General features: G+C 69.9%; 18 protein-coding genes and 1 riboswitch. Of the genes, 16 read left to right on the top strand and 2 right to left on the bottom strand.

Translation table 11 applies throughout. The features are described 5' to 3' along the window. The 14 genes from ACZ7LS_RS25955 (at window position 1) to ACZ7LS_RS25890 (ending at window position 15,873) form a co-directional block, all read left to right on the top strand. Complete coding sequence (locus ACZ7LS_RS25955; RefSeq protein ID WP_382527795.1) at window positions 1-873, top strand: glycosyltransferase family 2 protein; 873 nt, start codon at window positions 1-3, stop codon at window positions 871-873. 118 nt (window positions 874-991) lie between these two features. Then, window positions 992-1,921 (top strand): ABC transporter permease, encoded by a 930-nt coding sequence (locus ACZ7LS_RS25950; protein WP_382527688.1) that lies wholly within the window; start codon window positions 992-994, stop codon window positions 1,919-1,921. After that, window positions 1,914-2,699, top strand: a complete 786-nt coding sequence (locus tag ACZ7LS_RS25945; RefSeq protein ID WP_030355206.1) for an ABC transporter ATP-binding protein — start codon at window positions 1,914-1,916, stop codon at window positions 2,697-2,699. The genes ACZ7LS_RS25950 and ACZ7LS_RS25945 overlap by 8 nt, the downstream gene beginning before the upstream one ends. 382 nt (window positions 2,700-3,081) lie before the next feature. Then, complete coding sequence (gene hpnC, locus ACZ7LS_RS25940; RefSeq protein ID WP_382527685.1) at window positions 3,082-4,002, top strand: squalene synthase HpnC; 921 nt, start codon at window positions 3,082-3,084, stop codon at window positions 4,000-4,002. A gap of 8 nt (window positions 4,003-4,010) precedes the next feature. After that, on the top strand, window positions 4,011-4,949 hold the full coding sequence (hpnD, locus tag ACZ7LS_RS25935) for a presqualene diphosphate synthase HpnD (protein WP_382670777.1): 939 nt from the start codon (window positions 4,011-4,013) through the stop codon (window positions 4,947-4,949). Window positions 4,950-5,115: 166 nt separating this feature from the next. Continuing rightward, on the top strand, window positions 5,116-6,501 hold the full coding sequence (hpnE, locus tag ACZ7LS_RS25930; protein WP_382527679.1) for a hydroxysqualene dehydroxylase HpnE: 1,386 nt from the start codon (window positions 5,116-5,118) through the stop codon (window positions 6,499-6,501). 53 nt (window positions 6,502-6,554) lie between these two features. Beyond that, the gene (locus ACZ7LS_RS25925; protein ID WP_382527793.1) at window positions 6,555-7,613 is read left to right on the top strand and encodes a polyprenyl synthetase family protein; all 1,059 of its coding nucleotides are present in this window, start codon (window positions 6,555-6,557) and stop codon (window positions 7,611-7,613) included. Between the two features lie 134 nt (window positions 7,614-7,747). Continuing rightward, window positions 7,748-9,760 carry a squalene--hopene cyclase gene (gene shc / locus ACZ7LS_RS25920; protein ID WP_382527677.1) on the top strand — a complete coding sequence of 671 codons (2,013 nt, stop codon included), beginning with the start codon at window positions 7,748-7,750 and terminating at the stop codon, window positions 9,758-9,760. Beyond that, window positions 9,760-10,449, top strand: a complete 690-nt coding sequence (locus ACZ7LS_RS25915) for a phosphorylase family protein (RefSeq protein ID WP_382670771.1) — start codon at window positions 9,760-9,762, stop codon at window positions 10,447-10,449. The genes shc and ACZ7LS_RS25915 overlap by 1 nt, the downstream gene beginning before the upstream one ends. A gap of 5 nt (window positions 10,450-10,454) precedes the next feature. Continuing rightward, window positions 10,455-11,474 carry an adenosyl-hopene transferase HpnH gene (gene hpnH, locus ACZ7LS_RS25910; protein ID WP_382527671.1) on the top strand — a complete coding sequence of 340 codons (1,020 nt, stop codon included), beginning with the start codon at window positions 10,455-10,457 and terminating at the stop codon, window positions 11,472-11,474. 87 nt (window positions 11,475-11,561) lie between these two features. After that, window positions 11,562-13,532, top strand: coding sequence for a 1-deoxy-D-xylulose-5-phosphate synthase (dxs, locus tag ACZ7LS_RS25905; protein ID WP_385134661.1), 1,971 nt, complete (start codon window positions 11,562-11,564; stop codon window positions 13,530-13,532). Further along, window positions 13,529-14,920, top strand: coding sequence for an aspartate aminotransferase family protein (locus ACZ7LS_RS25900; protein WP_382670763.1), 1,392 nt, complete (start codon window positions 13,529-13,531; stop codon window positions 14,918-14,920). Before dxs ends, ACZ7LS_RS25900 begins: the two co-directional genes overlap by 4 nt. A 75-nt stretch (window positions 14,921-14,995) precedes the next feature. Next, the gene (locus ACZ7LS_RS25895) at window positions 14,996-15,619 is read left to right on the top strand and encodes a helix-turn-helix domain-containing protein (RefSeq protein WP_382527664.1); all 624 of its coding nucleotides are present in this window, start codon (window positions 14,996-14,998) and stop codon (window positions 15,617-15,619) included. 23 nt (window positions 15,620-15,642) lie between these two features. Then, window positions 15,643-15,873 carry a DUF6126 family protein gene (locus ACZ7LS_RS25890; RefSeq protein ID WP_385134663.1) on the top strand — a complete coding sequence of 77 codons (231 nt, stop codon included), beginning with the start codon at window positions 15,643-15,645 and terminating at the stop codon, window positions 15,871-15,873. A gap of 65 nt (window positions 15,874-15,938) precedes the next feature. Here ACZ7LS_RS25890 and ACZ7LS_RS25885 read toward each other — a convergent pair whose 3' ends face one another. Beyond that, window positions 15,939-16,751: a tyrosine-protein phosphatase gene (locus tag ACZ7LS_RS25885; RefSeq protein WP_385134665.1), complete on the bottom strand. Its 813-nt coding sequence runs from the start codon at window positions 16,749-16,751 to the stop codon at window positions 15,939-15,941. A 444-nt stretch (window positions 16,752-17,195) separates the two neighbouring features. Then, window positions 17,196-17,360: riboswitch (cyclic di-AMP (ydaO/yuaA leader) on the top strand. Between the two features lie 4 nt (window positions 17,361-17,364). Between ACZ7LS_RS25885 and ACZ7LS_RS25880 the strand changes: the two genes are divergently transcribed. Together ACZ7LS_RS25880 and ACZ7LS_RS25875 are read left to right on the top strand one after the other, a co-directional pair. Beyond that, the gene (locus ACZ7LS_RS25880) at window positions 17,365-18,417 is read left to right on the top strand and encodes a M23 family metallopeptidase (RefSeq protein WP_382527658.1); all 1,053 of its coding nucleotides are present in this window, start codon (window positions 17,365-17,367) and stop codon (window positions 18,415-18,417) included. A gap of 170 nt (window positions 18,418-18,587) precedes the next feature. After that, window positions 18,588-19,412 (top strand): SGNH/GDSL hydrolase family protein, encoded by an 825-nt coding sequence (locus ACZ7LS_RS25875; RefSeq protein ID WP_382527655.1) that lies wholly within the window; start codon window positions 18,588-18,590, stop codon window positions 19,410-19,412. On the opposite strand, the gene ACZ7LS_RS25870 is transcribed toward ACZ7LS_RS25875, so the two are convergent. Next, the gene (locus ACZ7LS_RS25870) at window positions 19,402-20,295 is read right to left on the bottom strand and encodes an STM4011 family radical SAM protein (RefSeq protein WP_385134667.1); all 894 of its coding nucleotides are present in this window, start codon (window positions 20,293-20,295) and stop codon (window positions 19,402-19,404) included. The genes ACZ7LS_RS25875 and ACZ7LS_RS25870 overlap by 11 nt on opposite strands. Between the last annotated feature and the right edge of the window lie 4 nt (window positions 20,296-20,299).

The following is a 20,299-nucleotide window of genomic DNA, read 5'->3' as shown; positions in this document are numbered from 1 at the left end:
ATGCGGCTCGGCGCGGTGATCATCACGATGGGTGACCGCCCCGGCGAACTGCGTGCGCTGATCGACTCCGTCCTGCGCCAGAACGGCGACCCGGTCGAGATCGTCGTGGTCGGGAACGGCGCCCCCGTGGGCGCCGTCCCCGACGGCGTACGGACGGTCGAGCTGCCCGAGAACCTCGGTATCCCCGGCGGCCGCAATGTCGGGATCGAGGCGTTCGGGGCCGCCGGCTCCGACGTGGACGCCCTGCTCTTCCTGGACGACGACGGTCTGCTGCCCCACACCGACACCGCCGAGCTGATCCGCGGGGCCTTCGCGGTCGATCCCGTGCTCGGGATCGTCAGCTTCCGGATCACGGACCCGGAGACCGGTCTCACCCAGCGCCGCCACGTCCCGCGGCTGCGCGCCTCGGACCCGTTGCGGTCCTCCCGGGTGACGACCTTCCTCGGCGGTGCCAGTGCCGTGCGGACGAAGGTCCTCGCCGAGGTCGGCGCGCTGCCGGGCGGGTTCTTCTACGCCCACGAGGAGACCGATCTCGCCTGGCGGGCGCTCGACGCGGGGTGGATGATCGACTACCGCGCCGACATGGTGCTGAACCATCCGACCATGCCGCCGTCCCGGCACGCGGTCTACCACCGCATGGTGGCCCGCAACCGGGTCTGGCTGGCCCGTCGCAATCTTCCGGCCGTCGTCGTCCCGCTCTACCTGGGAGTATGGGTGCTGCTCACCCTGGTCCGGCGCCCTTCCCTGTCCGCGCTGAAGGCGTGGTTCGGCGGGTTCCGGGAGGGCTGGGTGACCCCGTGCGGGCCGCGCCGTCCCATGAAGTGGCGTACGGTATGGCGGCTGACCCGGCTGGGCCGACCGCCTGTCATCTGACAAGCTCGGTTCTGAGAGCATCGGACAAGAGGCCGCCTGCCTCTTGCCCCCCCGGGGCCGGGCCCGTCCGCGCCCGCGCCCGACCGGCTGCGCATCTTGAACACGAAAGTTTCAACTTGTGAGTGACACAACCCAAGAGGGTGCGATCGCTGTGAGCGCCCCCCCGTCGCCCGACGACGGTCTGTCCGCGGCGGATCTCGCCGCCAAGTACGGTCTGTCGGTGAGCGGTGCCCGGCCAGGGCTGCGCGACTACATCCGGCAGCTGTGGGGCCGGCGTCATTTCATCCTGGCCTTCTCCCAGGCGAAGCTCACGGCCCAGTACAGCCAGGCGAAGCTGGGCCAGCTCTGGCAGGTGGCGACCCCCCTGCTGAACGCCTTTGTCTACTACTTGATCTTCGGCCTCATCCTGGGGACCAAGAAGGACATCCCCCAGGATGTCTTCGTGCCCTTCCTGGTCACCGGGGTCTTCGTCTTCACCTTCACCCAGAGCTCCGTGATGGCCGGCGTCCGCGCCATCTCCGGCAATCTGGGGCTCGTCCGGGCCCTGCACTTCCCCCGGGCCTCGCTGCCGGTCTCCTTCTCCCTCCAGCAGCTCCAGCAGCTTCTCTTCTCGATGATCGTGCTGGTCGTCGTCGCGGTGGCCTTCGGCAGCTACCCGACCCTGAGCTGGCTGCTGGTCGTGCCCGCGCTGGCGCTCCAGTTCGTCTTCAACACCGGGCTCGCGCTGATCATGGCGAGGCTGGGCAGCAAGACCCCCGACCTCGCCCAGCTGATGCCGTTCGTGATGCGTACCTGGATGTACGCCTCGGGCGTGATGTTCTCGATCCCGGTGATGCTCAGGGACAAGCCGGCCTGGATCGCCGACGTACTCCAGTACAACCCGGCCGCCATCTACATGGACCTGGTCAGGTTCGCGCTGATCGACGGCTACGGCTCGTCGAACCTCCCCGCGCACGTCTGGCTGGTCGCGCTGGTGTGGTCCGTGCTCCTGGGCGTCGTCGGCTTCGTCTACTTCTGGAAGGCTGAGGAGCGCTACGGCCGTGGCTGAGGACAACACGCAGGGGCGTATCCCCACGGTCATCGCCGACGACGTGCACATCGTGTACCGCGTCAACGGCGGTGGCGGCGGCAAGGGCAGCGCCACCGCCGCGCTGAGCCGCATACTCCGCCGCGACAAGGGGGAGTCGCGGGGCGTCCGCAAGGTCCATGCCGTCCGGGGGGTCACCTTCACCGCGTACCGCGGCGAGGCCATCGGGCTGATCGGCACCAACGGTTCCGGCAAGTCGACCCTGCTGCGCGCGATCGCCGGTCTGCTGCCGGCCGAGAGCGGCAAGGTCTACACCGACGGCCAGCCGTCGCTGCTGGGGGTCAACGCGGCTCTGATGAACGACCTGACCGGTGAGCGCAATGTCATCCTCGGCGGACTGGCCATGGGCATGACCCGCGAGCAGATCCGGGAGCGCTACCAGGGCATCGTCGACTTCTCCGGCATCAACGAGAAGGGCGACTTCATCACCCTCCCCATGCGGACCTACTCCTCCGGCATGGCCGCCAGGCTGCGGTTCTCCATCGCCGCCGCCAAGGACCACGACGTCCTGATGATCGACGAGGCGCTGGCCACCGGCGACCGCAAGTTCCAGATCCGCTCCGAGCAGCGGATCCGCGAGCTGCGCAAGGAGGCCGGTACGGTCTTCCTCGTCAGCCACAGCAACAAGTCGATCAGGGACACCTGCGACCGGGTGCTCTGGCTGGAGAAGGGCGAGCTCCTGATGGACGGTCCGACCGACGAGGTCATCAAGGCGTACGAGAAGGAGACCGGCAAGTAGCCCGGTCTTCCATGACCGGACAGGCCCCCGCCGGATCGCCCCGGCGGGGGCCTCCTGGTGGGGCAGACATCAAGGATCGGTCAAGTCCGGTGGGCCGGGGGAAGGTTGGCGTGTATTGCGGCGTTCTAGTATGCGCGTCACACCCCGACGTGTTCCTCCTGGCTGTAGAACGTAAGCTGTGCTGGGCTGATACGCAGGCAAGTGAGGGTCATTCCCGCGGAGCGCCCGGCCCGCCCGGCAGCCTTCTGTACTCGGTGCAGCGGGCGGCGTGTCCGAAATGGGATGTATTAGGTCAGCAGTGTAGAACGGAAGATGTGACGGCAATGACGGAAAATCTCCAGCTCCGCGAGGATTCCGCCGTCCCCGTACTGGGCAGCACGCGATGACGGGCCCCCCAGAGGTACGCTCCGACGCCTCCTCGCGCACCACCCTGGACAAGGCCGCGGACGAGAACTTTCCCGTGGCCCCGTTCTTTCTGCCGCGCGCATGGCGAGACGATCTGATGGCCGTGTACGGCTTCGCCCGGCTCGTCGACGACATCGGTGACGGCGATCTCGCCCCCGGCGGCGGCGACACCCGCCACCTGGGCGTCCCCGACGCCCAGGCCGATGACCGGCTGGTCGTGCTCGACGCCTTCGAGGCCGATCTGCGGCGCGTCTTCGACCCGCAGGGCCCGGCCCCGGCGCATCCGCTGCTGCGCGCCCTCACCCCGACCGTACGGCGCCGTACGCTCACCCCCGAGCCGTTCCTCGGGCTCATCGCGGCCAACCGCCAGGACCAGTTGGTACGCCGCTACGAAACCTATGACGACCTGCTCGCCTACTGCGAGCTGTCCGCCAACCCGGTCGGCCGCCTCGTCCTCCGGATCACCGGCACCGCGAGCCCCGAGCGGGTCCGCCGCTCCGACGCCGTCTGCACGGCGCTGCAGATCGTCGAACATCTCCAGGACGTCACCGAGGACCTCGGCAACGACCGTATCTATCTGCCCGCCCAGGACATGAAGAGGTTTCATGTCACGGAGGCGGACCTGGCGGCGGGCACCGCGAACGCGTCGGTGCGCGCGCTGGTGGCCTTCGAGGCCGAACGTGCCGGGCAGCTGCTGGACGAGGGTGCCCCCTTGGTGGGCAGCGTCCACGGCCGGCTCCGGCTGCTGCTCGCCGGATTCGTCGCCGGAGGGCGCGCCGCCCTCGCTTCGATCGCGGCCGCCGGGCACGATGTGCTCCCCGGACCGCCCAAACCCACCAAGCCGCGTCTGCTGCGCGAAGTGGGAGCTGTCCTGCGAAGTGCGCACAGAAAGGGGTGAGCCGGAACATGGAGGGACACACGCCCATGTCCGCGCCGGTACTGGCGGCCTACAGCTACTGCGAGGCCGTCACCGGGCAGCAGGCCCGTAATTTCGCCTATGGCATCAGGCTGCTGCCGGCCGAGAAGCGGCAGGCCATGTCCGCGCTGTACGCCCTCTCCCGGCGCGTGGACGACATCGGCGACGGCGCACTCGCCCCGGAGGCCAAGCAGGCACGCCTCGACGACACGCGTGCGCTCCTGGAACGGGTCAGGAAGAACGCGGTGGACGAGGACGACACCGACCCCGTCGCCGTCGCGCTCACCGACGCGGCGCGCCGCTTCCCGATCCCGCTCGGCGGCCTCGACGAACTGATCGACGGCGTGCTGATGGACGTACGCGGCGACACGTACGAGACCTGGGACGACCTGAAGGCCTACTGCCGGTGTGTCGCGGGCGCCATCGGCCGGGTGTCGCTCGGCGTGTTCGGCACCACCCCCGGCGCGCCCGGCGCCGAGCGCGCCGCGGAGTACGCCGACACGCTGGGACTCGCCCTCCAGTTGACCAACATCCTGCGCGACGTGCGGGAGGACGCGGGCAACGGCCGTACGTACCTGCCCTCCGACGACCTCGCCAAGTTCGGCTGCTCCGCGGGTTTCCACAGCGCGGCGCCGGCCGCGGGGGCCGACTTCGCCGGACTGGTGCACTTCGAGGTGCGCCGCGCCCGCGCGCTCTTCGCCGAGGGGCTGCGCCTGCTGCCCATGCTCGACCGGCGCAGCGGTGCCTGTGTCGCCGCCATGGCCGGTATCTACCGCAGACTGCTCGACCGCATCGAACGCGACCCCGAGGCCGTGCTGCGCGGCCGGGTCTCGCTGCCGGGACATGAGAAGGCGTATGTCGCCGTGCGCGGGCTCTCGGGGCTCGACGCGCGCCAGATCTCCCGGCAGACCATCAGGAGGCGTGGCTGATGCGGCTTTCCGCCCGATTCGGCCCGAACTCCATGTCGCACGGAATCCACCGGAGCGCGTACGCGCACCCGTGGTTCGCAACCTTGACTCGATGTGACACGTCCCTGACCGTGACAGAACCGGCGGTTCTGGCGAAACGTCACGGACAGACCCCAGGAGGGCACGCATGACGACGGCCGAGGGCACGTCCCGCCACGCGGTCGTGGTCGGCGCGGGACTCGCCGGCATCACGGCCGCCCTTCAGCTCGCCGACGCCGGAGTGCGGGTCACGCTCGTCGAGGGGCGGCCCCGGCTCGGTGGGCTCGCGTTCTCCTTCCGGCGCGGTGACCTCACCGTCGACAACGGTCAGCATGTGTATCTGCGCTGCTGCACGGCGTACCGCTGGTTCCTGGACCGGGTGGACGGCGCCGCGCTCGCGCCGCTCCAGGACCGGCTGGACGTACCCGTGCTCGATGTCGCCCCGGCGGGCGGGCCCCGGCTGGGACGGATCCGCCGCAACGGGCTGCCCGTACCGCTGCACCTGGCCGCCGGGCTCGCGACGTATCCGCATCTCTCGCTGGCCGAGCGCGCCTCCGTCGGGCGGGCCGCGCTCGCGCTGAAGCGGCTGGATCCCGCGGATCCGGCGCTGGACGGAATCGACTTCGCCACCTGGCTCGGCCGGCACGGCCAGTCGGAGCGCACCATCGAGGCCCTCTGGGACCTGGTGGGCGTGGCGACCCTCAACGCGACCGCGCCGCACGCGTCCATGGGGCTCGCCGCGATGGTCTTCAAGACCGGGCTGCTCTCCGAGCCCGGCGCCGCCGACATCGGCTGGGCGCGGGTCCCGCTCGGTGAACTGCACGACACGCTCGCCCGCAAGGCGCTCGACTCCGCGGGGGTGAGGACCGAGACCCGTACCCGTGTCAGCTCCGTCTCCCGCGCGGAGAACGGCGGTTGGCATGTCGACATGGACGGAGAGCGGCTCGACGCGGACGCCGTCGTCCTCGCCGTACCCCAGCGCGAGGCTCACGCGCTGCTGCCCGGGGGTGCGCTCGCGGATCCCGACCGGCTGCTGGACATCGGCACCGCGCCGATTCTCAACCTCCATGTCGTGTACGACCGCAAGGTGCTGCGCCGGCCGTTCTTCGCCGCGCTCGGCAGCCCGGTCCAGTGGGTCTTCGACCGTACCGACGCCTCCGGGCTGAAGGACGGCCAGTATCTGGCCGTGTCGCAGTCGGCCGCCCAGGACGAGATCGACACACCCGTGTCGGAGCTGCGCGGGCGCTATCTGCCTGAACTGGAACGACTCCTTCCGGCCACCCGGGGCGCGGAGGTGCGGGACTTCTTCGTGACACGCGAGCGCACCGCGACCTTCGCGCCCGCACCGGGTGTGGGAAGGCTCCGGCCGACGGCCCACACCCGGGCTCCCCGTCTCTTCCTGGCCGGCGCATGGACCGCCACCGGTTGGCCCGCGACCATGGAGGGGGCGGTGCGCAGCGGCTTCAGCGCCGCGGGCGCCGCCCTCTCCGAACTGGGGCACCGCCATGAACACCCCTTGCGGGAGGCGGTATGAGCCCGAGTACCGCACCAACGAGTACTGGAACAAGAGGAGAGACCGTGCCGACTGTGCCCCCGGCGAATCCGGCTGTCGACACCGCGGATGTCCACGCGCTGCTGGAGCGTGGTCGGAGCCTGTCAACGCCTGTGCTGCGCGCCGCCGTTGAGCGGCTCGCCGCGCCCATGGACACTGTCGCGGCCTACCACTTCGGCTGGATCGACGCCGAGGGGCGGCCCGCCGACGGAGACGGCGGCAAGGCGGTGCGCCCGGCGCTCGCGCTGCTCTCCGCGGAGGCCGCCGGCGCCCCCGCCGAGACGGGCGTGCCCGGCGCGGTCGCCGTGGAACTCGTCCACAACTTCTCGCTGCTGCATGACGATCTGATGGACGGCGACGAACAGCGCCGCCACCGCGACACCGTCTGGAAGGTGCACGGTCCCGCCCAGGCGATCCTCGTCGGCGACGCCCTCTTCGCGCTCGCCAATGAGCTGCTGCTGGAGATCGGCACGGTCGAGGCGGGCCGCGCGACACGCCGCCTCACCGCGGCGACCCGCAAACTGATCGACGGTCAGGCGCAGGACATCTCCTACGAGCACCGCGAGCGGGTCACCGTCGAGGAGTGCCTGGAGATGGAGGGCAACAAGACCGGCGCCCTGCTCGCCTGCGCCGTCTCCATCGGCGCGGTCCTCGGCGGCGCCGACGACCGTACGGCCGACACGCTGGAGGCGTACGGGCACCATCTCGGCCTCGCCTTCCAGGCCGTCGACGATCTGCTCGGCATCTGGGGCGACCCGGAGGCGACCGGCAAGCAGACCTGGAGCGACCTGCGTCAGCGCAAGAAGTCCCTGCCGGTCGTCGCCGCGCTCGCCGCGGGCGGACCGGCTTCCCGACGGCTCGGCGAACTCCTCGCCGCCGACGCCAAAAGCAATGATTTCGAGACTTTCTCGGAGGAAGAGTTCGCCACCAGGGCGGCGTTGATCGAGGAGGCGGGCGGCCGGGAGTGGACCTCTCAGGAGGCCCGCAGGCAGCATGCCGTGGCCATCGAGGCCCTGGATGGAGTCGATATGCCGGAACAGGTCCGGGCGCGGCTCATCGCGCTCGCGGACTTCGTCGTCGTACGAAAGAGATGATCACTATTCCCATATGCCTTCCTTCTGGGGCTTGACCCTCATACCCCCAAGCAGTCGCCGTCCACAGCCCGTAGGGCGCCGGACGACGGAGACCCCAGCACAGCAGAAGCACACCACTGCACGAAGGGGAAGCCATGACAGCGACGACCGACGGGAGCACCGGGGCCGTGGGACCCCGCGCAGCCTCGGCCAGCGAACCGACCGAAACCATCACCCCCGCGGCGGGTGGTGACCTTCGGGTCGCCGCCGAGCGGGCCACCGCACGATCCGTCGAGTATCTGCTCGGCAGGCAGGACGCCCAGGGCTGGTGGAAGGGCGACCTGGCGACCAATGTGACGATGGACGCCGAGGATCTGCTGCTCCGCCAGTTCCTCGGAGTCCAGGACGCGGGCACCACGGAGGCGTCGGCCCTCTTCATCCGCGGTGAGCAGGGCGCTGACGGAACGTGGGCCACCTTCCACGGAGGCCCCGCCGATCTCTCCGCCACCATCGAGGCGTATGTCGCCCTGCGACTGGCCGGGGACAGTCCCGAAGACCCGCACATGGCACGCGCCTCCCACTGGGTGCGCGAACGGGGCGGCATCGCGCGCTCCCGGGTCTTCACCCGGGTCTGGCTCGCCCTCTTCGGCTGGTGGAAGTGGGACGACCTGCCCGAACTGCCGCCCGAGCTGATCTTCTTCCCCAAGTGGTTCCCGCTCAACATCTATGACTTCGGCTGCTGGGCACGCCAGACGATCGTGCCGCTCACGATCGTCTCCGCGAAGCGGCCGGTACGGCCCGCTCCGTTCGCCCTGGACGAGCTGCACTCCGACCCCGCGCGTTCCGGCCCCGGCATGTCCCTCGCGCCCGTGACCAGTTGGGACGGCGTGTTCCAGCGCCTCGACAAGGCGCTGCACGCCTATCACAAGGTCGCGCCGCGCAGACTGCGCCGAACCGCGATGAACGCCGCCGCGCGCTGGATCATCGAACGGCAGGAGAACGACGGCTGCTGGGGCGGCATCCAGCCCCCCGCCGTCTACTCCCTGATCGCGCTGCATCTGCTCGGCTACGACCTCGACCACCCGATCATGCGCGCCGGCCTGGAGTCCCTCGACCGGTTCGCCGTCCGGCGCGCGGACGGTGCCCGGATGATCGAGGCCTGTCAGTCCCCGGTCTGGGACACCTGCCTCGCCACCATCGCACTCGCCGACGCCGGGCTCGCCCCGGACCATCCGGCCCTGGTCAAAGCAGCCGACTGGATGATCGGCGAACAGATCGTGCGCCCCGGCGACTGGTCCGTACGCCGGCCGGGACTCGCCCCGGGCGGCTGGGCGTTCGAGTTCCACAACGACAACTACCCCGACATCGACGACACCGCCGAGGTCATCCTCGCGCTGCGCCGGGTCAGACACCCGGACGCCGAGCGGCTCGACGCGGCCATCGAGCGCGGCGCCCGGTGGAATCTGGGCATGCAGTCGAGGAACGGAGCCTGGGGCGCCTTCGACGCCGACAACACCAGCCCCTTCCCCAACCGGCTGCCCTTCTGTGACTTCGGCGAGGTCATCGACCCCCCGTCCGCGGATGTCACCGCGCATGTCGTCGAGATGCTCGCCTTCGAGGGCAAGTCCCACCACCCCGGCACCCGGCGCGGCATCGAGTGGCTCCTCGCCGAACAGGAGACCAACGGCGCCTGGTTCGGCCGCTGGGGCGTCAACTACGTATACGGGACCGGCTCCGTGGTGCCCGCGCTGACCGCGGCCGGACTGCCCGCCTCCCACCCCGCGATCCGCCGCGCCGTCTCCTGGCTCCGGTCCGTGCAGAACGAGGACGGCGGCTGGGGTGAGGATCTGCGTTCGTACAACGACGAGGCGTGGATCGGACGCGGAGCCACGACCGCCTCCCAGACCGCGTGGGCGCTGCTCGCGCTCCTCGCGGCCGGCGAGCGGGAGAGCGAGTCCGTCGAACGGGGCATCGCCTGGCTCGCCGGGACCCAGCGGGAGGACGGCTCCTGGGACGAGCCGTACTTCACCGGTACCGGCTTCCCCTGGGACTTCTCCATCAACTACCACCTCTACCGGCAGGTCTTCCCGCTCACCGCGCTCGGCCGGTACCTCCACGGCGAGCCCAAGCCGCTCGCGGTCCGCGCGGGCGTCCGCAAGGGAAGCTGATGGAGCGGTCCTCCGGTCCGTCCTCGGCTCCGTCCTCCGGTCCGCCGCCGCGTCCGGAACCCGGCTCCGCCGCGCCGCTGCTGATCGCCTGCGCGCTCGGCATCGAGCGGTTCGCCCTGCGCGCGGGCCGGTCCGGCGCGGCGGGCCCGGTGACCGTCCTGCGTACGGGCATGGGACCCAGGAACGCCGAGCGCGCCGTGACCCGGGCGCTCGGAGAGCCCCGGCACCGGAACGCGGCCGTGATCGCGTCCGGATTCTGCGCCGGACTCGTCCCGGGGATGAACCCGGGGGATCTGATCGTTGCCGACGAGACCCGCGACCCGGACGGTTCCACCCCCTGCACGAGCACAGGACCGCTGGTGGACGCACTGGCCAGGGCCGTGCCCGGCCATACGGTCCACACCGGGCCGCTGACCGGCTCCGACCATGTGGTACGCGGTCAGGAGCGGGCCCGACTGCGCGCCACGGGGGCGGTCGCGGTGGACATGGAGTCCGCGGCAACGCTCCGAAGTGCTCTGAGCGCCGGGTCCCGCCCGGTTGCGGCCGTCCGGGTGGTCGTGGACGCTCCAGAGCATGAGCTCGTCCGTATTGGCACAGTGCGCGGTGGAATATCAGCCTTCCGCGTTCTCCGTGCCGTCCTTCCGGCTTTCCACGAATGGCACCGTTCTTTGCTGCTCCCCAGGAGGTGAGCTAGATGGCCATGCCGCTCCGTCAGACCATCAGGGTCGGGACGTACCTCGTCGAACAGAAGCTCCGCAAGCGTGAGAAGTTTCCGCTCATCGTCGAGCTGGAACCCCTCTTCGCCTGCAATCTGAAATGTGAGGGCTGCGGCAAGATCCAGCACCCGGCCGGCGTCCTGAAGCAGCGTATGCCCGTTGCCCAGGCCGTCGGGGCGGTGCTGGAGTCCGGGGCGCCCATGGTCTCCATCGCCGGTGGCGAGCCGCTGATGCACCCGCAGATCGACGAGATCGTCCGGCAGCTGGTGGCGAAGCGGAAATACGTCTTCCTGTGCACCAACGCGATGCTGCTGCGCAAGAAGATCGAGAAGTTCACCCCTTCGCCCTATTTCGCCTTCGCGGTGCACATCGACGGGCTGCGTGAGCGGCACGACGAGTCCGTGGCGAAGGAGGGGGTGTTCGACGAGGCCGTGGCGGCCATCAAGGAGGCCAAGCGGCGCGGTTTCCGGGTGACCACCAACTCCACCTTCTTCAACACCGACACCCCGCAGACCATCATCGAGGTGCTCAACTACCTCAATGACGATCTGAAGGTCGACGAGATGATGATCTCGCCCGCCTACGCCTACGAGAAGGCCCCCGACCAGGAGCACTTCCTTGGCGTCGAGCAGACCAGGGAGCTGTTCAGGAAGTCGTTCGCCGGCGGTAACCGCGCGCGCTGGCGCCTCAACCACTCACCGCTGTTCCTGGACTTCCTCGAAGGCAAGGCCGACTTCCCCTGCACGGCATGGGCCATCCCCAACTACTCGCTCTTCGGCTGGCAGCGCCCCTGCTATCTGATGAGCGACGGGTACGTGCCGACGTACCGGCAGCTCATCGAGGAGACGGACTGGGACAAGTACGGCCGCGGCAAGGACGCGCGCTGCGCCAACTGCATGGCGCACTGCGGCTACGAGCCGACCGCCGTCCTCGCCACCATGGGCTCGCTCAAGGAGTCGCTGCGGGCGGTCCGTGAGACGGTCGCCGGGACGCGGTGACGACACCCGGACAGTTCGACGACGGGTTCCCCGGGGACTCCCGCCGTCACCGTGAGCTGAGGAAGCATTCCGAGAGGGGGCCCGAGCGTGTCAGTCTTGGAGAATATCCGGGGGCCGCGCGATCTCAAGGCGCTGAGTGAAAGTGACATCGGTGAACTGGCCGGGGACATCAGACAGTTCCTGATTCAGGCGGTCGCCAGAACCGGCGGCCATCTCGGGCCCAATCTCGGGGTGGTGGAACTGACCATCGCCCTGCATCGGGTCTTCAATTCGCCCGTCGACCGAATTCTGTGGGACACCGGCCATCAGAGCTATGTCCATAAACTCCTCACGGGCCGGCAGGACTTCTCCAAACTGCGCGGCAAAGGCGGCCTGTCCGGCTATCCCTCGCGCGCCGAGTCCGCACACGATGTCATCGAGAATTCGCACGCCTCGACGGTGCTCGGCTGGGCCGACGGACTCGCCAAGGCCCGTGAGGTGCTGGGCGGCGAGGACCATGTTGTCGCGGTCATCGGCGACGGGGCGCTCACCGGCGGGATGGCCTGGGAGGCATTGAACAACATCGCCGCGGCCAAGGACCGGCCCCTGATCATCGTGGTCAACGACAATGAACGGTCCTACGGTCCGACGATAGGCGGACTCGCCGACCACCTCGCCACCCTCCGTACCACCGACGGCTACGAGACCGTCCTGGCCTGGGGCAAGGAGGTACTCCAGCGCACCCCCGTGGTGGGCCGGCCGCTGTACGGGTCGCTGCACGGCGCGAAGAAGGGTTTCAAGGACGCCTTCGCCCCGCAGGGCATGTTCGAGGACCTCGGCCTCAAATACGTCGGACCGGTCGACGGACATGACACCGCCGCCCTCGAATCGGCGCTGCGGCGCGCGAAACGCTTCCACGGGCCCGTGCTGGTGCACTGTCTGACGGAGAAGGGGCGCGGCTACGCGCCGGCGCTGGAGCACGAGGCGGACCGCTTCCATACGGTCGGCGTGATGGATCCGCTGACCTGCGAGCCGCTGGCACCGCCGAGCGAACCGTCCTGGACCTCGGTGTTCCGCGACGAGATCGTCGCGATCGGCGAGGAGCGCCCCGACGTCGTGGCGATCACGGCGGCCATGCTGCACCCCGTCGGGCTGACGAAGTTCGCCGAGCGCTTCCCCGACCGGGTCTGGGATGTGGGGATCGCCGAGCAGCACGCGGCGGTCTCCGCCGCGGGTCTCGCCACGGGCGGGCTGCATCCGGTCGTCGCCGTCTACGCCACGTTCCTCAACCGCGCCTTCGACCAGTTGCTGATGGATGTCGCCCTGCACCGGTGCGGCGTCACGTTCGTACTGGACCGGGCCGGGGTCACCGGGGTCGACGGGGCCTCGCACAACGGCATGTGGGACATGTCGATCCTTCAGTGCGTACCCGGGCTGCGGATCGCGGCGCCGCGCGACGCGGGACAGCTGCGGGCGCAGCTGCGCGAGGCGGTGGCCGTGGACGACGCGCCGACGGTCGTCCGGTTCGCCAAGGAGTCGGCGGGCGCCGGGATCCCGGCGCTCGGACGCGTGGGAGGGATGGACGTCCTGCGCCGCGCGGCGGACGCGGACGTGCTGCTCGTATCGGTGGGGGCGCTCGCGCCCGTGTGCCTCCAGGCGGCGGAGCTGCTCGCGGAGCGCGGTATCGGCTGCACCGTGGTGGATCCCCGGTGGGTCAAGCCCGTTGACGAACAGCTCGCCCCGCTGGCGGAACGGCACCGGCTGGTCGCGGTCGTCGAGGACAACAGCCGCAGTGGCGGAGTGGGTTCGGCCGTCGGACAGTCGCTGCGTGACGCCGGGGTCGACGTACCGGTGCGGACCTTCGGTCTCCCCGAGGAGTTCCTCGCCCACGCCAAACGGAGTGAGGTGCTGGCCGACGTCGGTCTCACCCCGGCGGAGATCGCGGGCCGGATCGGCGCGGCCCTGGCACGTCACGAGAGCCGGGTACGCGTGGGGAGGCCGGCGAGCGAGCGGAACCCGGCAGGCGGGGAGAACCCGGCAGGCAGAAAGAGCCCGGCAGGCAAGGAGAGCACGGAATGACCGAGCCCACGGGTTTCGACCTGTCGCGGCTGCTCGCCGAGCGCGGCGCCGAGCGCTACGAGCTGCACACCAAGCACCTCAACCACCAGCTCCCGCGCATGCTGCACACCATCGGTTTCGACCGGTTCTACGAGCGGGCCGAGGGCGCCTACTTCTGGGACGAGGAAGGCAACGACTATCTGGACATGCTCGCCGGCTTCGGCGTCATGGGTCTCGGCCGGCACCACCCCGTCGTACGCAAGGCGCTCCACGACGTCCTCGACGCCTCGCTCGCCGACCTCACCCGCTTCGACTGCCAGCCGCTGCCCGGACTCCTCGCCGAGAAACTGCTCGCCCACTCCCCGCATCTGGACCGGGTGTTCTTCGGCAACAGCGGTACGGAAGCGGTGGAGACGGCGCTGAAGTTCGCGCGGTACGCGACCGGGAAACCCAGGATCCTGTACTGCTCGCACGCCTTCCACGGGCTCACCACGGGCTCGCTGTCGGTCAACGGCGAGGACGGCTTCCGGGACGGCTTCGCACCGCTGCTGCCCGACACCGCTCTGGCGCTCGGCGATCTCGACGGGCTGGAGAGGGAACTCGCACGCGGCGATGTGGCCGCCTTCGTCGTCGAACCGATCCAGGGCAAGGGCGTCCACGGGACACCGCCCGGATTTCTGCGCGCCGCCCAGGAACTGCTGCGCGAGCACAAGGCGCTGCTCATCGTCGACGAGGTACAGACCGGCCTCGGCAGGACCGGGGACTTCTACGCGTACCAGCACGAGGAAGGGGTGGAGCCGGATCTCGTCTGCGTGGCCAAGGCGCTCTCCGGCGGTTACGTACCCGTCGGCGCGACCCTCGGCAAGGACTGGATCTTCAAGAAGGTCTACTCCTCGATGGACCGGGTGCTGGTCCACTCGGCGAGCTTCGGATCCAATGCCCAGGCCATGGCCGCGGGCCTGGCCGTGCTGTCCGTGATGGAGGACGAGAACATTGTGGCCAATGCCCGGACCACCGGGGATCTGCTCAGGTCACGGCTGGCCGCGCTCGTCGACCGCTATGAACTGCTGCACGAGGTACGCGGCCGGGGCCTGATGATCGGCATCGAGTTCGGCCGGCCGAACTCGATCAAGCTCCGCGGCCGGTGGACCATGCTCCAGGCGGCCCGCAAGGGACTCTTCGCGCAGATGGTGGTCGTACCGCTGCTCCAGAAGCACCGGATCCTCACCCAGGTCTCCGGCGACCAGCTGGAAGTGATCAAGCTGATTCCGCCGCTGACCATCGGGGAGCGGGAGGTCGAGCGCTTCGTGGAGGCCTTCACGGCGGTCATGGACGACGCCCACGGTGGTGGCGGACTGATGTGGGACTTCGGCAGGACCCTGGTGAAGCAGGCCGTGGCCAACCGATAGCGCGTCCGGAGGGCTGCGCTTTGCCTCCGAGGTAAGAAATTTGCCTCGGAGGAAAGTTCCTGGCGCAATGGACACATGAGCACACCTCCCGCCGGAGAGGCCGGCGAAGACCTGTCCGGCCGGCTGCCCGATGTCGCTCCCCGCCTGCGCGACCTGCGCCGGGGCCGGCGCCTCACCCTGGAGACCGCCGCCCGGCGGGCCGGGCTCTCCCCGGCCCATCTCTCCCGGCTGGAAACCGGCCGCAGACAACCGTCGCTGCCGATGCTGCTGAGCCTCGCCCGTATCTACGGTACGACCGTATCCGAGCTGCTCGGGGAGATCGTGCCGGAACGCGATCCCATCGTCCGGGCCGACCGGATGGAACCGGTCGAGGCCGACGGCTGGACCTACTACCAGGCGGGCGGCTCGGGCCGGGCCATGCAGCCGCTGCGGCTCCAGGTCCCGTACGGGGCGCAGGGTGACCTCGTCCGCGTACACGCGGGTGAGGAGTGGCTCCATGTTCTCGAAGGACGCCTGCGGCTGACTCTCGGGGACGCCGTGCACGTACTCGGCCCCGGGGACAGCGCGCACTTCGACTCGCTCACCCCGCACCGGATCGCGGCGGCCGGACCCGAGGGGACCGAGCTGCTCTTCGTCCATACCCTGCTGCAGAGCCCCGCCGCCGAGTTGTGCCTCGGCGCCGGGGCCCATCGCCGCTGACCTGCTGAGAGAGGTCTGCCACCATGCCCGAGCCGGAGAACCCCGTGTCGGAGAACCCCGTGCAGGAGAACGCCGTGCCGGAGAACGTTGCGCCCGAGAACGCCGTGCAGGAGAACGCCGTGCCCGGTCATGTCATGAAGGAGGAGGGGAAGTTCCCCCGCGGGCTGGTCATCCGGCTCTTCGCCTATCTGATCGCCGGCCATCTCTTCGCGGCCTTCCTCTATCTGCTCTTCGAGATGGGCTCGCGGGGGTAGCGGCCCGGGGCGGCGGAGCGGGGGGCGGCTCGGGCGGGGCGGCCAGGGGTTTCGCCGTCGCTCGGTCAGCCCTCGTCGAGAAGGCGGGCGCGGAGCCGCTCGCGGGTCTCGGGGGCGAGCCCGAGCCCCTCGGTCAGATAGCGGTCCGTGGTGCCCCAGGTCTTCTCGATGGTCTCGAAGGCCGCCGCGAGGTACTCGGCGCGAGCGTCGAAGAGCGGACTGAGGAGCTCCATCACCTCCGAGGACATCCCGGCGGACGAGCTGTCGCTGCGGCGGATCGGGTAGCGGCGGCTCGGGTCGTTCGACTTGAGGTAGTCGGCCTCGATCGCCTCGGGCTCCACCCCGACGGCGAGCAGGGACACCGCGATGGAGAGCCCCGCCCGGTCCTTGCCCGCCGCGCAGTGCATGAGCGCGGGGACGCTGTCCTCGGCGAGCGAGTGCAGGACGCGGCTGTGCTCGGCGGTGCGTTCCGTGATGATCGTCCGGTACGAGTCGATCATCCGGTTCGCCGCCTTGCCGTCCGAGAGGAGCGAGCGCAGCTGGTCGAGATCGCCGTCCCGCACCATCAGCCAGAACTCGGCGCCGTCCGCCGGATCGGTGAGCGGCAGGTTCACATTGCGTACGCCGGGCAGCTCCACGTCCGCGCCGTCGAGCTTCAGATCGGCGCCGTTGCGGAAGTCGAAGATGGTGTGCAGGCCGAGGGAGGTGAGGAAGGCGGCGTCGGCCGGGGTGGCGTTGGCGAGATGCCCGCTGCGGAAGAGCCTGCCGTGGGCCACCCGCCGGCCGTCCGTGGTCGGCAGCCCGCCCACGTCGCGGAAGTTGCGCACGCCGGACAACTCGGGCTCTGTCGACGGGACCTGCGGCAGCTGCTGCGTCACGGCGTGCTCCTCCGTGTCTGCCGTCGGCGCGGCTCGCCGACGATGTCGATTCCCGACCCTACGACATTTGTTCCTCAGGCAACCTGTAGCAATCAGCCCAGCGCCCGAGGGGGCAGAAGCGCATTATTCGGACACGCTGTGCCGGTGAATATCGCCCACATGCCCATCTGTCCGGAATGGGTGATTCCGTATAACCTGCCCCGGTCGCGGGGGAGATGGGCTCGGGGCCGTGAGCAGGATCATATCCGTGACGTTGCGTGGTGGTATCGGGAAGGGGAATTGCTCCCCCGTAAGGAAATTGGAGACCGGAATCCACACAGGGTGACCGGATAACCCGGGCGATATCCGGAACGGGTGCGACCGCGGGAATACGGCATCTTGTTCCGGCCGTCCGGCTCGCTTACCTTCAGCCTCAATCCGAGCGGATCGCCGAATCCTGCCGCCGCTTGGAATTCGCATCCATCCATCAACGCGTGGCAGGAGCGGGGGACCCAGGTAGTACGCCGGTCCGGAACTCCGGACGGCTTGGGGTGAAGTCGCGCACCACGCGCGGCCGGGCAGCTCCAGCCCGAACCCGACAGCTCACCTCGCAGGCGCCGGAGAGGAATTCGCCATGCCCGCGAAGGGTAAGCACCGCCGTCCCAAGACCAATCCCATCTCGCGCGGATTCATCGCCGCCGGCACGGGTGGCGCGGCCATCGCGCTTCCGCTCATCGGCGCCACCGGCGCGCACGCCGCGGAGAAGGCCGCTCCCGCGACCGCCCCGCAGGCCGCTGTTCCCGCCTCGGCGCACACGGCCCAGAATCTGTCCGGCGCCCAGCAGCGGGCCGAGACGAAGCAGGCCGCCGTCCGGGCCGCCGCCACCAAGGTCGCGAGGACCTACACCGTGGTCGCCGGGGACTATCTCTCGAAGATCGCCGTCGAGCACCATGTCCGCGGCGGCTGGCACAAGCTGTACCAGGACAACCGCGAGGCCGTCGGCGACAACCCGTCGCTGATCCACCCGGGCCTCAAGCTGACCCTCGGCGCGAGGGCCGCGGCGAGTTCCCCGTCCGAGGCTCCGGCGGAGCCCTCCAGCTCCTCGGCCGACACCGCCTCCTCGCCCGCCGACACCGCCGATTCCTCCTCGGCCGACTCCGCCACCGCGTCGTCCGGCGACACCGCGTCCGGCGACTCGTCGTCGAGCGGCTCGACGGACGAGTCCGCCGCCTCGGCCGCCGAACAGGCCCCCGCCGCCGACACCGCGGAGCCGAGCACCGGTTCCGGCTTCACCGCGCCGGTCGACGGACCCACCTCCACGCCGTACCGCGCCTCCGGCTCCAGCTGGTCCAGCGGCTACCACACCGGTGTCGACTTCTCGGCGTCCTCGGGCACCCCCGTCAAGGCGGTCGGCGACGGCACGGTCGTGACGGCCGGCTGGGGCGGCTCGTACGGCAACCAGATCGTCATCCAGCACAGCGACGGCATGTACTCGCAGTACGGCCACCTGTCGTCCCTGGAGGTCTCCGCGGGCGACACCGTCAGCGCGGGCCAGCAGATCGGACTCTCCGGTTCCACGGGCAATTCCACCGGACCGCACCTGCACTTCGAGATCCGCACCGGCCCCGAGTACGGCTCGGACGTCGACCCGGTCGCCTACCTCCGGGAGCACGGCGTCAACCTCTGACCCGTCAGATCACCTCGGCCCATTCCGCTGCCCGGCACTTTCCGTGCCGGGCAGCGGAGGTTTGCGGCTATTCCCGCTTGGCCGAATCTTGACCGATGGCATATCTCACCCGGCGTCAACCCCTCCTTACGGTCGCGTAGGTCACATATGCCGGTGAATGATGTGGTGCTGTGGCAGACGATTCGAGATCAAGAAGAAATGGCGTACTCGGGTCCTACGCGGCGATCGGCGACAGCTTCACCGAGGGGGTGGGTGATCCGGGCCCCGACGGGACATATGTCGGCTGGGCGGACCGGTTCGCGGTCCTGCTCGCCGACCAACTGGCGGTCTCGGGTGCGACGGAGAACACCGCCCACGGCCATTTCCGGTACGCCAATCTCGCCGTACGCGGCCGGCTCCTCGACCAGATCGTCGACGAACAGATACCGCGCGCGAAGGAACTCGCCCCGGATCTGGTGACGTTCTGCGCCGGCGGCAATGACATCATCCGGCCCGGCACCGACCCCGACGATGTCGCCGAACGTTTCGAGCGGGCCGTCGCCGATCTCTCCGGCGCAGTCGGCACGGTCATGGTGACCACCGGCTTCGACACCCGGGGCGTGCCCGTGCTGCGCCATCTGCGCGGCAAGATCGCCACGTACACCGCCCATGTGCGGGCCATCGCGGACCGCTACGACTGCCCGGTGCTCGATCTCTGGTCGCTCAAGTCCGTCCAGGACAGGCGCGCCTGGGACGGCGACCGGCTGCATCTGTCACCCGAGGGGCACACCCGCGTCGCGTTGCGCGCCGCGCAGGTGCTCGGCCTCGATGTGCCCGCGGACCCGGATCAGCCATGGCCGCCACAGCCCCCGCGCGGAACGCTGGAGGTGCGGCGCGACAACATCCACTGGGCGCGCGAGTATCTGGTGCCGTGGATCGGGCGACGGCTGCGCGGCGAGTCGTCCGGCGATCATGTCGAGGCGAAACGCCCCGACCTTCTGCCCCTCAAACACTGATCCGCGGAGACTCCCCAGCCGTGGTGGGTCCGGCCGGTCGTATCCCCGCCGGGATCCGCTCCAGCACCCCTCCGGCGAAGACGTCGTACAACGGCAGCGTCTCCAGATGTACATAGCCGATATGGCAGTCGCACACCGCCAGCGGGCACGCCCGCGGAGCCAGCGCCCGCCGGTAGGACCCGTCGTAGAGATTGCCGAGCTCGGCGCGGACGAAGTGGCAGCGCCGCACCGTCCCCTCGCCGTCCACCGAGATCACCGACTCGCCCGTACGGCAGGGCAGACCGGCCGAGCGGTGCGGGCTGCGGCTGTAGGGGAAGAGCGGATCGAGAGCCGTCCAGCGGTCGGCCTCCTCGTCCGTATAGCCGTGCCCCTCGGCCGCGTTGATCCAGAGATACACCTCCTGGGGCAGGTCCGCGCGCAGCCGGCGGGCATGCTCCAGATGGTCCGGAAGGCCGACGACCCCCACACTGAACCGGATCGACCGGTCCGCCAGCTCATGGGTCTTCGCGAGAAAGCGGTCGTAGGGCGTCTGGCCCGGGTGGTACGTACACCACAGGGCGAGCTTCGCGGGATCGGCGTCCGCCAGCCAGTCCGTGCGGCAGCTGAGATTCGTCTGGATCGCCACGCGGCCGATGTGCGGCAGCCCGGACAGCTCGGTGAGGGCGCGCCGGTACCAGGACCGCACCAGCCCCTCGCCCCACGGGGTGAACAGCACCGACAGCCTGTCCTCCCGCTGCTCCGACGCCCAGGCGGTGAAGCGCTCCAGGGCGGCCCGGTCCGCGCGCAGTTGGTCCCGGCTGTCGCGGCGCTTGGCGAACGGGCAGTACGGGCAGTCGTAGTCGCAGGAGGCGAGCGGGCCGCGGTAGAGGATCGTCAGGTCCATGGAC

The sequence above is a fragment of the Streptomyces sp. NPDC039430 genome, from assembly GCF_055639435.1.
The sequence above is the reverse complement of the archived record's forward strand: the minus strand, read 5'-3'. Positions and strand labels throughout refer to the sequence as shown.